The following is a 13,485-nucleotide window of genomic DNA, read 5'->3' as shown; positions in this document are numbered from 1 at the left end:
CCAGCACCTTGCGCCTGCGGCATCCGGCTCGTCGACAGGGCCCCGAGGGGCCTTGCCTTCGACTTGGCGCGCCGCGCATAGTTAATACCCGGCACCTTGGCTAAGAAGGGATTTCGTAGTGCGTCGGCTTCGGATTGCCTCAGCTCTGATCGTCAGCTTGCTGACCTTGCTCTGTATGTTCCCGGCTGCGGCCGAACATGACGGAGGCTGGGCCGTTCTGCTCGACGAACAGGCCAACCTGCAACTGAGCGACGTGCGCTCCGAGCGTTACCGCAACCAGTTCAGCCCGCTGGTACTCGCCGACCTGGATGCCGCCCCTGCGGAACAGGCCCTGTGGCTGCACTACCGCCTGGAGCCCGGCGAGCAGGAACAACTGCTGCGGGTTTTCGCCCCAGACCTTTCTGGCCTGGACCTCTACGCCCTCGAGGGCGACAAGCTTCTGCGTCAGCTGCACCACGGGCGCCAGGCCGGCAATGCCAGCCCGACCCTGCGTGGCAGCGACCATGTACTGCCCCTGCCCAACAGCAAGCAACCCCTGGATATCTACCTGCGCCTGGTTTCCGAGCACCAGCTGCGCCCGGCCATCAGCCTGGAGCCTGCGGCCGTGGCAGCCTCCGACCAGCGCCAGCCGCTGCTGTTCGGCATGCTGTTCGGCGGCCTGGTGATGCTGATCATGCACAACCTGATCCGCTTCCTCTACAGCCGCTCCAGCACCACCCTGATCCTGGCGCTGTACCACGGCCTGATGCTGCTCAGCGGCCTGATCCTGCTGAACCTCAGCGGCCCCTGGTGGCACGTGTGGCACAGCGCGCAGACGCCCGCCGCATACCTGACGCTGGTCCTGGCCGGCCTGGCCGGGCTGTGCTTCACCCAGCATTTCTTCTCGCCATGCAACTCGCCACGGCTCAACCGCCTGCTGCAGGGGGAGATGCTGGTGGTCGGGTTGAGCGGGTTGGTGCTGCTGTTCGTCGACACCCTGCCCCTCAACCTGATGACCTACGCCCTGATGGCCCTGGGCAGCGTGAGCATGCTGCTGGTCAGCAGCTACCACTGGTACAAGGGCTATGCCCCCGCACGCCTGTTCAGCCTGGCCATGGTGGTGTTCAACCTCGGTGGGCTGGTGCTGCTGCCAGCGCTGCTGGGCCTGACCCGTACCTCGACGCCCTGGCTGCTGTGCATCCTGCTGGGGCTGACCGTGGCCAGCGGCCTGCTGCTCAACCTGGCAGTCAGCGAACGCCTGCGGCGCATGAGCGAAGAGCGCTTCAGCGCCAGCCGCGCCCTGGCCGCCAGCGATGCCGAAATCAACGCCAAGGCCGAGTTCCTGGCCAAGATCAGCCACGAAATCCGCACCCCCATGAACGGTGTGCTGGGCATGACCGAGCTGCTGCTGGGCACGCCGCTGTCGGTCAAGCAGCGCGACTACGTGCAGACCATTCACAGCGCCGGCAACGAACTGCTCACGCTGATCAACGAGATTCTCGACATTTCCAAGCTGGAATCCCGGCAGATCGAACTCGATGATGTGCAGTTCGACCTCAACGCGCTGATCGAAGATTGCCTGAACATCTTCCGCGCCAAGGCCGAACAACAGAACATCGAACTGATCAGCTTCACCCAGCCGCAGGTACCACGGGTGATCAGCGGCGACCCGACGCGCCTGCGCCAGGCCTTGTCGAGCCTGCTGGAGAATGCCCTGAAAAACACCGACCAGGGCGAGATCCTGCTGGTAGTGGCGCTGGACCAGCGCGGCGAGGTACCGCGCCTGCGCATCGCCGTGCAGGACAGCGGCGAACCGTTGCCCGCCGCTGACCGCGAAGCCCTGCTGCAGGCCGAGTTGCACAGCCACCACTTCCTGTCCAGCAACAAGCTGGGCGGCCACCTGGGGCTGGTCATCGCCAAGCAGCTGATCGGCCTGATGCAGGGCGAGTTCGGCATCAAGAGCAGCACCGGCATGGGCAACACCCTGTGGCTGACGCTGCCGCTGGACCCTTCGCGCCTGGAACAGCCACCGGCCGACCTGGACAGCCCGCTGCGCGATGCTCGCGTACTGGTGGTGGACGACAACGACACCTGCCGCAAGGTGCTGGTACAGCAGTGCAGTGCCTGGGGCATGAACGTCAGCGCGGTCCCGTCGGGCAAGGAAGCCCTGGCCCTGCTGCGCACCAAGGCCCATCTGCGCGACTACTTCGATGCCGTGCTGCTGGACCAGAACATGCCAGGCATGACCGGCATGCAGCTGGCCGCCAAGATCAAGGAAGACCCGAGCCTGAACCACGACATCCTGGTAGTGATGCTCACCGGCATCAGCAACGCGCCGAGCAAGGTCATTGCGCGCAACGCCGGGGTCAAGCGTATCCTCGCCAAGCCGGTGGCCGGCTACACGCTGAAAACCACCCTGGCCGAAGAACTGGCCCAGCGCGGCCGCGAGCAAGCCATACCAGCCAGTTTGCCCGGCATCCCCCAGGCACTGGACCTGCCCGGCGATTTCCGCGTGCTGGTCGCCGAGGACAACAGCATCTCGACCAAGGTGATCCGCGGCATGCTCGGCAAGCTCAACCTCGAGCCCGACACCGCCAGCAATGGCGAAGAGGCCTTGCAGGCGATGAAGGCGCAGCGCTATGACTTGGTGCTGATGGACTGCGAAATGCCGATACTGGACGGCTTCTCGGCCACCCAGCAGCTGCGCGCCTGGGAAGCGGCCAACCAGCGCCAGCGCACCCCGGTGGTGGCGCTGACCGCGCACATACTTGCCGAACACAAGGAACGCGCCCGCCTGGCGGGCATGGACGGGCACATGGCCAAACCGGTGGAACTGTCGCAGTTGCGAGAGCTGATCCAGTACTGGGCCAATCACCGGGAAGCCAAGGTGGATCCGGTGCACAGTTCCTGATCTGAGGCGCCTGTGCCGGCCTCTTCGCGGGTGAACCCGCTCCCACAGGGATAGCATTGCCTTCAGGCCTTATGCATTACCTGTGGGAGCGGGTTCACCCGCGAAGAGGCCGGCACAGGCTATCAACAGAATCTGCTGATAAACTCTGCCCAGCCATAACTGCCTGGACTAGCCCCCATGCTCCATGAGTTGTTCAGCGTCTACCTGAAAATGCTCGTGCTCTACAGCCCGTTCTTCGTGCTGTCGTGCTTCATCAGCCTGACCCGCGGCCACTCCAGCAAGGAGCGCAAGCAGCTGGCCTGGAAGGTGGCCATCGCCGCGCTGATCGCCAGTGTCCTGCTGTACCTGTTCGGGCGGGCGATCTTCGGTATCTTCGGCATCACCGCCGACGCCTTCCGCATCGGCGCCGGCAGCGTGCTGTTCATCTCGGCACTGGGCATGGCCCAAGGCAAGTCCGCGGTACAGGCCGACAACGTGCAGCAGGATGTCACCATCGTGCCGCTGACCATCCCGCTCACCGTCGGCCCCGGCACCATCGGTGCACTGCTGGTAATGGGCGTCGGCCACCCGCACTGGGACGACAAGCTGTTGGCCATCATCAGCATCGCCCTGGCCAGCTTTACCGTCGGCCTGGTGCTGTACCTGTCACACCGTATCGAGCGCATCCTCGGTGACCAGGGCCTGCAGATCGTCAGCCGGCTGATGGGGCTGTTCGTCTGCGCCCTGGCTGCACAAATCATCTTTACCGGTATCAAAGGCTACCTGGCGCCCTGACCATCGCCGGATTGAGGTAGAACCGATACTCCCCCTGCGCATCCTTGGTTTTCATCAATGCCTGCAGTTCATCTCGCTGGTGTTGGAAGCGCCCGTTATCCAGCTGCAAGGAAACGCCATTGAACCCGGCTTCGCCCTCCAGCGCCTTTTCGACCAGCAGCATGTCCTGAGAAATGCCGGCGATCGGCTTGTCGAATTGCAGGGTAATACTGCAAAGGTCGAGGGCCGGGCCCGGCCTGAGCAAGCCAAGCTCGATCACCAGCTGCGAACCCTGCGTGCAGAACTTAAGCTGGTGGCGAAAACCTTCGATCGATCGGCCCAGGCCGCTTCTTACTGCAGCCAGCACGGCCTCATGACGGATCGAGCGCATCTTCAGCCACGCCTCGAGTGGCTGTATCTGCGCGCTGCGCGCGGGTTGCCCCAACTGTTTCAGGTCATGCGTACTGGCCAGCTTGATCCAGCCCAGTTGCCGGTATGCCTCGCGATAGGCGTCATACCAGGCTTCATAGTTGTCAAAGCGTGACCCCGCATTCCTGTTGGCCACCAACTGGGCGTAAAGGATGGAGTCGAAGGCAGCCTGGCGTTGAATCTGGCCAGCGTCCGCGCGATACAGTAATGCCGTCCCGCCAATCAACATCAGTTGTTCAGCTGTTCTGTCCATTGCGTTGCCTCGTCACAAAGAGCCGAACAAGGCGGCGTTGCAACAACGCCGCCCTGCAATCAGAAGTCGTACTGGAGAACGTTCTCGACGCTGCGCACGCCGAGTTTGTTTTCCACGGTTTCGCGGACCTTGTCGTAGACGAAAGTGTTGAGGGTGAGAACAGCCATGCCGGCGTAGTACTCGGTCTTTTCCAGCTTCCACTGGATACCCAGGATGTCATCATCCAGTTGTGGGGCAGAGGCCTGGATGCAGCTCACCACCATGACCACATCGTTGTTGTCGGTTTCGACGCAGGCGGCCATCCCGACCATGCCCCTGACCTTGTTCTTGCGCTTGTGATCGACCACCTTGAGGTCATTTTCGACGGTGGTGAGTTTGTCGAAGGCCGCCTTGGCCAGCACACCCAACTTGGTACCACCCAGCACCGCATTACCGACCGCACCAATCGCCCGTACAGCGACAGCGCCTACAATGACAGACAGCTCGGCAGAGGTTTCCAGCTCGAAGGTGCGACGAGGGATGGTAAAACCAAGATCACGCATGACATCGATGAACCGGTCGTACCACTCCCTGCTCTGTTTTTCGGCATCGAAGGACTTGTCAGCCACCAAGGTGGCAAAGTGGAAGGCGTTCTTTACGTCATGACGGCTTTGCGAAGACATGCCTGCGCCGCAGGCCAGCAGGTTGCCTTCGACCAGGATGGCTGTGTCGGTTGCAGTGACTTGTGTTTCTGTGGACATGTGGAAACTCCTAGATGGTTGCGCCCCGAGTCAGGGGCGACCACCTTAGCCAGCGCGCCCAGGATGCAGCGCGCTGAAGGGTTTCCGGTGCAACTAGTCGGCCGACGGGTACCAACGCGGCGTGTAGGCCCACACCCCACCCGAGAGGCGAGGAAACACGCAGGTTGTAGATGAACCCACCAGCACCATGGTGCGCATGTCGACCATTTCCGGCAGCAGCTCGGCCAATGTGACGACCTTCAGCGTCTGCCCCGGCCTACCGATGTCACGGCCAAGGACTACAGGCGTGTTCCCCTCGCGGTGCCGACGCACGACCTCCAGCGCTACCCCGAGCTGGTGCGGCCTTGCCTTGGAAATCGGGTTGTAGAACGCCAGCACCAGGTCGGCCTGGGCCGCCAGGTCCAGGCGCTTTTCAATGATCGACCACGGCTTGAGGTTGTCCGACAGCGACATCACGCAGAAGTCATGCCCCAGCGGCGCGCCCGCCTGGGCGGCGGTCGCGAGCGAGGCTGACACCCCCGGCAGGATCTCGAGATCCACCCGGTGCCAGGCCGGCTCAGTGGACTCGTGCAGCGCTTCAAGTACCGCAGCTGCCATGGCGAACACACCCGGGTCGCCCGACGACACCACCACAACCGAACGGCCCTGGGCTGCCAGTTCGAAGGCATGCCGGGCACGCTGCATCTCTTCACGGTTGTCGGTGCAGTGCAGCACCTGGTCGTCACGGAACGGGCCGGCCATGCGCACGTAGGTTTCGTAACCGAGCACATCCTCGGCCCGCGCCAGCTCGGCCTTGACCGCCGGCACCATCAGCTCGGCTGCACCCGGCCCCAGGCCGATGACCGCCAGGCGACCCCGACGACGACCGATCTGCGCCACCTCGACCGGGGCAGGCGACACCGCGATGACCACATCTGCCACGTCGATCAGCTGCGCAGCAGGCAATGCCGCAGCAACCATCCCGGCCAGATCATGCGCCCTGGCAGCAAAGCGCAAGGCAACCCCCAGGGCCTGCGCGGCCTCGTGCAGGGCGTTGTCGGCCATGGCTTGCTCGTCGGCGAGCAGGCAGGCCACTGCAGGCTCGGCGATGCCGGCCTGCTGCAATGCCGCCCGGATACTGGCCAGGCTACCGCCAGCAACACCCACTACCACCGAGCGCGGGTGGATCAGCAGCTCGTCGCGGCTGGCCGGGCGGGCCTGGTGCCCCACATGGATGGTACGCCGAGCCGCCTCGCTGGCAGGCAACTGCGCCTGTTGCAGCCATGGCGCGTCACCTTCGATGCGCACCGCCTCGCCAGCCAGCAGGTCGGAGACAAAGCGCTTGCCTTGCTCGATATCCGCCAGCGCATAGCCCTGTGGCGGGTTCAGCAGACAGGTGCCGAAACGCAGCTCGCCGCTGGTGGTGATGGCCGCAGCAACGCCCAGTGCTTCAGCGATTTCACGCGCCATCACGTTCACACCGCCAAGGCCCCCGAGCAACGGCACTACGGCACTGCCGTCTTCGGCCACGGCCAGTACCGGTGGCTCGACACCTTTCTCGCTGAGCAGGCTGGCCAGGCTGCGGATGACGATACCCGCCGCGCACAGGGCGATGATCGGCGTGTTCTGCTGGTACAGCCCACGCAGGGTATCGCCGAACGCGGTGTAGCAAAGGTCGGCACCCTCGACCCGGCCTGCCAGGCCATGGATCGATGCTTGTGGATAACACTGCTGGATACGCTGCGCCGTGGCCAGGCTGCCCTGGCCAAGGATGACGATCGCCGGTGCCTGGTGCATGTTCAGCCCTGCCATTTTTCACCCGGCACGATGATCAGCGAGAAGTACGGCGACGACTGTGGGTCGACCTGGTCCAGCGGCACGATCTTCTGGTTGGCCATGGTCGCCCGCTCCACATACAGCGCGCGCCCGTCCAGGCCCAGTTCGGCCAGCACTTCGCGCACTTTGGGGAAGTTGCGGCCAAGCTTCATGATCACCGCCGCGTCGGCGTCGGCCAGGCGACGCTTGAGCTCTTCGGCCGGCAACACGCCAGACAGCACCGACAGGCTCTGGTTGCGATACACCAGCGGCGCGCCCAGTACCGAGGCGCCACCGAGCATCGAACAGACGCCGGGGATCACTTCGGCCTCGTAGCGCTGCGCCAGGCGGTCGTGCAGGTACATGTAGGAACCATAGAAGAACGGGTCGCCTTCACAGATCACCGCCACGTCGCGGCCGGCATCCAGGTGCTCGGCCACCTGCACGCTGGCCTCGTCGTAGAAGTCGCTGATCACCTGTTCATAGGACAGCGGCGCTGGCAGCGCTTCGGTGGTTACCGGGTAGACCAGCGGCAGCAAGGTCTGCTCGGGCTGCAGGTGCGCCTCGATGATGCCGAAGGCGTTGCCGCGCTTGCCCTTGGCCACGAAGTAGCCGACCACGGGCGCTTCACGCAGCAGGCGCAGGGCCTTGAGGGTAATCAGTTCAGGGTCGCCAGGGCCCACGCCCAGGCCCAGCAGACGTCCACGCGGCGCCATCATTCCACCTCCGTGGCGAGGGCGTTGACCGCGGCGGCGGCCATCGCGCTGCCGCCCAGGCGGCCTTGCATGATCACGAACGGCACGCCACGGCTGTCGGCGGCGAGCATCGCCTTGGACTCGGCGGCACCGACGAAGCCGACCGGGAAGCCGAGGATCAGTGCTGGTTTCGGGGCGCCGGCGTCGAGCATTTCCAGCAGGTAGAACAGTGCAGTAGGCGCGTTGCCGATCACCACCACACTGCCTTCCAGGTGCGGTCGCCACAGCTCCAGGGCCACGGCGGAACGGGTGTTGCCGGCGTCTTTCGCCAGGCCCGGTACGCTCGGGTCGCGCAAGGTGCAGATGACCTTGTTGTCGGCGGGCAGGCGGGCGCGGGTAATGCCTTCGGCGACCATGTGCGCATCACACAGGATCGGCGCGCCGTTCAGCAACGCCTCGCGCCCGGCCCGGCCGGCGCCTTCGGAGAACTGCAGGCCATCGATGGCGTCGACCATGCCACAGGCGTGGATCACGCGCACGGCGAGCTTTTCGAGGTCTGCGGGGATCCGCTCGAGTCGGGCTTCCTCGCGGATGATCCGGAAGGAATTGCGATAGATCTCCTGACCATCGCGGATGTAGTCAATCATCAAGGTGCTCCGTCGGCAGGTCGAGCATGGCGCCTGCTTCATTCAAGGTAAGGTCGGTGGCGCGCAGGGCGCCGAAGCCCGGCAGGCGCGCATCACGCAGGTACAGGTCGTAACGGCCCGGCGCGCGGGCCAGCAGGGTGGCCGGGGCAACATGGGCCACGGCGCAGGATCGGGGGCATCCGGACAAGTGCACGCTACCGGGCACGCCAGGGCCAAGCAGTGCGGCCAGGGTGACGGCGTCGGCCTTGGTCTCGCCCAGGGCCTTGGCACAGCCACTGGCGCCGGTACAGGCGCTTATGCGGGCCAGTGGCTCATGGTCGTGGCATAGCAGGCCCAGTGCGGACAACCCGGCCTGGGCGTGATCGATGTGTCGGGCTTGCAGGTTGGTCAGCACCAGGCTTTGCCAGGGGCTCAGGCGCAGGCTGCCATCGCCATGTTCACGGGCAACGCGCGCAGCGCCACGCAGCATGGCCGGGGTCAGGCGCCCCTGCGGCGGGGCAACGCCCAAGGCGACGCCCTGCGCCTGGGGCAGAACGCCCAGCCACGAGACGTTGCGGGGTGCACGCCGCCATGCGAGCACGGCGGCATCGCGGCGGAGGGCCAGGCCGAGCCCGTCGATGAAATCGGTTGCCGAACACACCTCGAGCAACTGGCGCATGCGCGACTGTGCCGGGGTGGCCAGGTCGAGGAAGCGCTCCAGCACCGCACGCACCAGTGCCAGGCCTTGTTCCGCCGGCACCGCGCCGAGCACCTGGCCGTCTGCCGGGCAACCCGCCAGGCCGAACGCCAGCCAGGTCTGCTGCTCCAGGCGCAGGGCCGACAGCCACAGGTCATGGGGGTGTTCGAGCATGGCCAGGTTTTCGCCGGCATCCAGCTGCACGGCGAACTTGGCCGACAACTGGTGAAAACGCGGGGTGCCTTCCAGCAGGTCGAGGATCTGCCCGGCCAGCGGCCGAGCGTCCAGCAGCATCGCCGGGTCATGCCCGGCCAGCGGGCTGAGCATCAGGTTGCGCACATCGTCACCGGCGGCATCACGTGGGCCCAGGCCAGCAGCGAGCAGTGTCTCGACCAGGCCGCGATGCTCGCTGCCGATGCCGCGAATCTGCAGGTTGCCGCGGTTGGTGGCCTCGATCACGCCACCGGCGAAACGCTCGGCAGCCGCCGCCACTGCGTCGGCCTGGTCGGCCAGCAGCAGGCCGCCCGGCAGCTTGATGCGGCAGATGCCGCCATCACGGGCACTGACGATGCGCCACAACCCCGGGCAGGCCGAGGGACGGGGCGATACATGGGAGGGATGGGCCTGGGTCAAAGGGGCGTCCGGCAATCTGTGAAAATGCGCTTGAGTGTAGAAGGCGCGGTATTATGCCTGCTTTGTCCGGCGGCATGAAAAGCCGGTGGTCGAGCATCATCGACGATCGAGTAGAAATTCAGGACCGCGTCGCCTTCTTCGCGGGCCCGCCCGCTCCCACAGGATCACCGCTGCCCTCAACGGCTGCGCTGTACCTGTAGGAGCGGGCGAGCCCGCGAAGGGGCGCGCAGCGGCCCCAAAAAATGGCGGAATGAAATACATGGCACCCTGGCTGACAGTAGTAGGTATCGGCGAAGACGGCTTCAGCGGCCTGGGCAAGCAGGCCCGGCGCGCGCTGCTGGGCGCTGCGCGGATCTTCGGCAGCCCGCGCCAGCTGGCCTTGCTGCCACGCTGCGTGGCCGGCGAACGGCTGGTCTGGCCAAGCCCGTTCTCGCTGGCCTCGGTACTGGCCCTGCGCGGCCAGCCGGTATGCGTGCTGGCCAGCGGCGACCCGATGTTCTACGGCGTCGGCGCCAGCCTGGCGCGCCAACTGCCCGCCGCTGAAATACGCGTGCTGTCGATGCCCTCCTCCTGCGCCCTGGCCGCCGCCCGCCTGGGCTGGCCGCTGCAGGACGTGCAAGTGGTATCGCTGGTCGCTCGGCCCCTGGCAGCGCTCAATGCCCACCTGCACAGCGGCGTGCGCCTGCTGGTGCTGAGCAACGACGGCGACAGCCCGGCAGCAATTGCCACGCAGCTGCGCGAGCGGGGCTTCGGGCCAAGCCGCCTGCGGGTCTTCGAACACTTGGGTGGCGTGGACGAACGCGAGTTGGCCGGCACCGCCCAGGACTGGCCGCACAGCAACGTCGCCGCGCTGAACCTGGTAGCCATCGAGTGCCTGGCCACGCCCGAGGCGCCGCGCCTGCACCGGCTGGCCGGGTTGCCGGACAGCGCCTTCCGGCATGACGGCCAGCTGACCAAGCGCGACGTCCGCGCCATCACCCTGGCCCGCCTGGCACCACAGCCCGGCGAACTGCTGTGGGACGTGGGCGCCGGCTGCGGCTCGATCGGCATCGAATGGATGCGCGCCCACCCGGCCTGCCGCGCCTTGGCCATCGAGGCCGACGAAGGCCGCCAGGGCTTCATCGAACACAACCGCGATGCGTTGGGTGTACCCGGCCTGCAACTGGTCCGCGGCAAGGCACCAGCGGCGCTGGAGGGCCTGGAGCAACCGGATGCTGTCTTCATCGGTGGCGGCGTCACCCGCGAAGGTGTGCTCGACCTGTGCTGGGCAAGCCTGCGCCCCGGCGGCCGGCTGGTAGCCAATGCGGTGACCCTGCAAAGCGAACTGGCCCTGGCGCATTTCCGTGAACGCCACGGTGGCGAGCTGACCCGCATCCATGTCGCCCATGCCCAGCCATTGGGCGCGTTCGACACTTGGCGCCAGGCGCTGCCGATCACCTTGCTGGACGTGGTGAAACCCGCCGATGCGTGAAGAAACCCGCGAACAGCCCGCCCCCCTGCGCAGCGGCCTGACCACCGGCAGCTGCGCCACTGCCACCAGCCTGGCGGCAGCGCGCTTGCTGCTGGGCGGCGAGAGCAGCGACGCCGTCAGCATCACCCTGCCCAAGGGCAAGGTGGTGCAGATGCGCCTGGAGTTCTGCCGCCTCACCAGCCAAGGTGCCGAAGCGGGCACGCTCAAGGACGCCGGCGACGACCCGGACGTGACCCACGGCGCCCTGCTCTATAGCCAGGTTCGCCTGCTGGCCGAACCGGGCATCCGTTTTGTCGCCGGCACCGGCGTCGGCACCGTGACCCGCCCGGGGCTGGTGCTGGCGGTGGGTGAGCCGGCCATCAACCCGGTGCCACGGCGCATGATCAGCGACCACCTGCAACGCCTGGCGGACGAATGCAGCTATCCCGGCGGCTTCGAGGTGACGGTCAATGTGCAGGGCGGCGAGCAACTGGCCCTGAAGACCATGAACCCGCGCCTGGGCATTCTCGGCGGTCTGTCGATCCTCGGCACCAGCGGCATCGTGCGGCCGTTTTCCTGCGCGGCCTACATTGCCTCGATCCACCAGGGCATCGACGTCGCCCACACCAACGGCTACACGCATATCGCCGCATGCACCGGCAACGCCAGCGAGGACACCATGCGCCGCGTCTATGGCCTGCCGGAAATAGCCCTGATCGAAATGGGCGACTTCGTCGGTGCGGTGCTCAAGCACCTGCGCAAAGTACCGGTGCCACGCCTGACCCTGTGCGGCGGTTTCGGCAAGATCAGCAAGCTGGCTGCCGGGCACATGGACCTGCACAGCCGTCATTCCAGCATCGATCTGCCGCAACTGGCCGGCTGGGCGGCGGACATCGGCGCCGACGCAGCGCTGCAGGCATCGATCATTACTGCCAACACCAGCCAACAGGCCCTGGCACTGGCCCATGCGGCCGGCATTCCCTTGGGTGACGCGGTGTGCGCCCACGCCCTGGCCTTCGCCCGCAGCGTGGTGCCGGCGCAGGTGCAGGTGGAGGTGTTCGCCATCGATCGCCAGGGTGGCATCGTCGGCCGGGCGGGTGTGCAATGAACGGGCGCATCCTGCTGCTGGGCGGCGTCACCGAAGCCCTGGCCATCGCTCGCCGCCTGGGCCCGCAGCATGTCTACAGCCTGGCGGGCATCGGCCGGGTGCCGAAGGACCTGCAATGCCAGGTTCGGGTCGGCGGCTTTGGCGGTGCCGAAGGGCTGGCGAACTACCTGCACGATGCAGGCATCACGTTGCTGATCGATGCTACCCATCCCTATGCCGCGCAGATCAGCCGCAACGCGGCCAACGCCGCACGCTTGGCCGGTATTCCGTGCTGGGCCTTGCGCCGCCCGGCCTGGCAGACACAAACGGGGGACGACTGGCGCGAGGTCGAGGACTGGGCGGGGTTGATCGAGGCACTCAAGCCGTTTCGCAGGCCATTGTTCACGCTGGGGCGTGAGCCGCTGCAACATCTGGACGAGATACCGCTGGAGCAGTTCTGGACCTTGCGTGCGCTGGAGGCGTGCCCTGGCAATGATCGCTGCGAAGTGATTGGCGCGCGCGGGCCGTTCCATATCGACGATGAGCGGGCGTTGTTCCAGCGCCGCAAGATCGATGTACTGATCAGCAAGAACAGCGGCAGCGTGGCGACCGAACCGAAGCTGGAAGTGGCGCGGGAGCTGGGGATACCTGTGCTGATCCTGAAGCGACCGGCTTTGCCGGATGTGGACCGGGCATTCGACTCGCCAGCCGACCTGGCTGCGGCACTCGACCTGCGCGGATAACAAATTCCGTAAGCGCACCGCAGATCCCTGTGGGAGCGGGTTTACCCGCGAAGAAATCAACGCGGTGCATGGCACCGGCTTCGCCGGTGTTCGCGGGTGAACCCGCTCCCACAGGGGACGCGGCAACTTTCATGTATTTGCACAGGACAGTTGCTCCTACAGCCATTTCGGACTTTTCTTTCAAACCATGAAGTGGCCATGTGCCGCACTGCTACCTTAAACTCGGCACTCCCTCCCGGAAGGCGCTACCCATATGGAAATGCAATGGTGGATCTGGCTGGTCTTCGGCATCGCGCTGATCCTGCTCGAACTGGTCCTGCCGACGTTCTTCATCCTCTGGTTCGGCATCGGCGCCGTGCTGGTGTCGCTCATTTCGCTGGCCGTCCCCAGCCTGCAACTGGACATGCAGGTGCTGCTGTGGGTGCTGATGTCGTCAGTCACCACGGCACTGTGGTTCAAGCTGTTCCGGCGCAAGCAACCAGACGTGCGCTGGACCGCCGAAAGCGTGATCGGTGAAGTGGGGCTGCTGACTGCTGGTGTATCGGAGTTCCAGAAAGGCCGAGTGCGCTTCCAGAAGCCTATCCTAGGCAACGAGGAATGGACCTGCGTCGCCAACAGCGAGATCGCGGCCGGCGAGCGGGTACGCCTGACCGCCATCGAAGGGAACACCGCCCGGGTCATCCGGGCCTGAATCC

12 protein-coding genes are annotated in these 13,485 nt (G+C 65.8%); 6 read left to right on the top strand and 6 right to left on the bottom strand.

Going from position 1 to position 13,485, the window contains the following annotated elements; all coding sequences use genetic code 11:
• Nucleotides 1-118: 118 nt before the first annotated feature.
• Nucleotides 119-2,890: a hybrid sensor histidine kinase/response regulator gene (locus CAG44_RS24055; RefSeq protein ID WP_085693127.1), complete on the top strand. Its 2,772-nt coding sequence runs from the start codon at nt 119-121 to the stop codon at nt 2,888-2,890.
• A 177-nt stretch (nt 2,891-3,067) separates the two neighbouring features.
• Complete coding sequence (locus CAG44_RS24050) at nt 3,068-3,664, top strand: MarC family protein (RefSeq protein WP_013974374.1); 597 nt, start codon at nt 3,068-3,070, stop codon at nt 3,662-3,664.
• On the opposite strand, the gene CAG44_RS24045 is transcribed toward CAG44_RS24050, so the two are convergent.
• The 6 genes from CAG44_RS24045 to cobG form a co-directional block, all read right to left on the bottom strand.
• The gene (locus tag CAG44_RS24045) at nt 3,642-4,325 is read right to left on the bottom strand and encodes a hypothetical protein (RefSeq protein WP_256575247.1); all 684 of its coding nucleotides are present in this window, start codon (nt 4,323-4,325) and stop codon (nt 3,642-3,644) included. The genes CAG44_RS24050 and CAG44_RS24045 overlap by 23 nt on opposite strands.
• A 59-nt stretch (nt 4,326-4,384) precedes the next feature.
• Complete coding sequence (locus tag CAG44_RS24040; RefSeq protein ID WP_085693126.1) at nt 4,385-5,065, bottom strand: hypothetical protein; 681 nt, start codon at nt 5,063-5,065, stop codon at nt 4,385-4,387.
• Between the two features lie 93 nt (nt 5,066-5,158).
• Complete coding sequence (gene cobJ / locus CAG44_RS24035; RefSeq protein ID WP_085693125.1) at nt 5,159-6,856, bottom strand: precorrin-3B C(17)-methyltransferase; 1,698 nt, start codon at nt 6,854-6,856, stop codon at nt 5,159-5,161.
• The gene (locus CAG44_RS24030; protein ID WP_016712210.1) at nt 6,844-7,578 is read right to left on the bottom strand and encodes a precorrin-2 C(20)-methyltransferase; all 735 of its coding nucleotides are present in this window, start codon (nt 7,576-7,578) and stop codon (nt 6,844-6,846) included. Before CAG44_RS24030 ends, cobJ begins: the two co-directional genes overlap by 13 nt.
• Entirely contained in the window at nt 7,575-8,201 is a 627-nt protein-coding gene (locus CAG44_RS24025; protein WP_003257545.1) for a precorrin-8X methylmutase, read from the bottom strand. The genes CAG44_RS24030 and CAG44_RS24025 overlap by 4 nt, the downstream gene beginning before the upstream one ends.
• The gene (gene cobG, locus CAG44_RS24020) at nt 8,194-9,525 is read right to left on the bottom strand and encodes a precorrin-3B synthase (protein WP_178076922.1); all 1,332 of its coding nucleotides are present in this window, start codon (nt 9,523-9,525) and stop codon (nt 8,194-8,196) included. The genes CAG44_RS24025 and cobG overlap by 8 nt, the downstream gene beginning before the upstream one ends.
• Nucleotides 9,526-9,769: 244 nt before the next feature.
• Between cobG and cbiE the strand changes: the two genes are divergently transcribed.
• The 4 genes from cbiE (at nt 9,770) to CAG44_RS23995 (ending at nt 13,481) form a co-directional block, all read left to right on the top strand.
• Entirely contained in the window at nt 9,770-10,981 is a 1,212-nt protein-coding gene (gene cbiE, locus CAG44_RS24015; protein ID WP_085693123.1) for a precorrin-6y C5,15-methyltransferase (decarboxylating) subunit CbiE, read from the top strand.
• The gene (locus tag CAG44_RS24010) at nt 10,974-12,068 is read left to right on the top strand and encodes a cobalt-precorrin-5B (C(1))-methyltransferase (RefSeq protein WP_085693122.1); all 1,095 of its coding nucleotides are present in this window, start codon (nt 10,974-10,976) and stop codon (nt 12,066-12,068) included. Before cbiE ends, CAG44_RS24010 begins: the two co-directional genes overlap by 8 nt.
• On the top strand, nt 12,065-12,790 hold the full coding sequence (locus CAG44_RS24005) for a cobalt-precorrin-6A reductase (protein WP_085693121.1): 726 nt from the start codon (nt 12,065-12,067) through the stop codon (nt 12,788-12,790). Before CAG44_RS24010 ends, CAG44_RS24005 begins: the two co-directional genes overlap by 4 nt.
• Before the next feature lie 253 nt (nt 12,791-13,043).
• On the top strand, nt 13,044-13,481 hold the full coding sequence (locus tag CAG44_RS23995) for an NfeD family protein (protein ID WP_085587962.1): 438 nt from the start codon (nt 13,044-13,046) through the stop codon (nt 13,479-13,481).
• The last annotated feature ends 4 nt before the right edge of the window (nt 13,482-13,485 follow it).

The sequence above is a fragment of the Pseudomonas sp. B13(2017) genome, from assembly GCF_002113245.1.
GTDB lineage: Bacteria > Pseudomonadota > Gammaproteobacteria > Pseudomonadales > Pseudomonadaceae > Aquipseudomonas > Aquipseudomonas putida_Z.
Note: the sequence above shows the minus strand (reverse complement) of the source record. Positions and strands in the feature narration are given on the sequence as shown.

What these genes read in the sequence shown, in the direction of transcription:
- CAG44_RS24050 (WP_013974374.1), top strand. Translation starts at nt 3,068, where the DNA reads ATGCTCCATGAGTTGTTCAGCGTCTACCTGAAAATGCTCGTGCTCTAC.
- CAG44_RS24045 (WP_256575247.1), bottom strand. Translation starts at nt 4,325, where the DNA reads ATGGACAGAACAGCTGAACAACTGATGTTGATTGGCGGGACGGCATTA.
- CAG44_RS24040 (WP_085693126.1), bottom strand. Translation starts at nt 5,065, where the DNA reads ATGTCCACAGAAACACAAGTCACTGCAACCGACACAGCCATCCTGGTC.
- cobJ (WP_085693125.1), bottom strand. Translation starts at nt 6,856, where the DNA reads ATGGCAGGGCTGAACATGCACCAGGCACCGGCGATCGTCATCCTTGGC.
- CAG44_RS24030 (WP_016712210.1), bottom strand. Translation starts at nt 7,578, where the DNA reads ATGATGGCGCCGCGTGGACGTCTGCTGGGCCTGGGCGTGGGCCCTGGC.
- CAG44_RS24025 (WP_003257545.1), bottom strand. Translation starts at nt 8,201, where the DNA reads ATGATTGACTACATCCGCGATGGTCAGGAGATCTATCGCAATTCCTTC.
- cbiE (WP_085693123.1), top strand. Translation starts at nt 9,770, where the DNA reads ATGGCACCCTGGCTGACAGTAGTAGGTATCGGCGAAGACGGCTTCAGC.
- CAG44_RS24010 (WP_085693122.1), top strand. Translation starts at nt 10,974, where the DNA reads ATGCGTGAAGAAACCCGCGAACAGCCCGCCCCCCTGCGCAGCGGCCTG.
- CAG44_RS24005 (WP_085693121.1), top strand. Translation starts at nt 12,065, where the DNA reads ATGAACGGGCGCATCCTGCTGCTGGGCGGCGTCACCGAAGCCCTGGCC.
- CAG44_RS23995 (WP_085587962.1), top strand. Translation starts at nt 13,044, where the DNA reads ATGGAAATGCAATGGTGGATCTGGCTGGTCTTCGGCATCGCGCTGATC.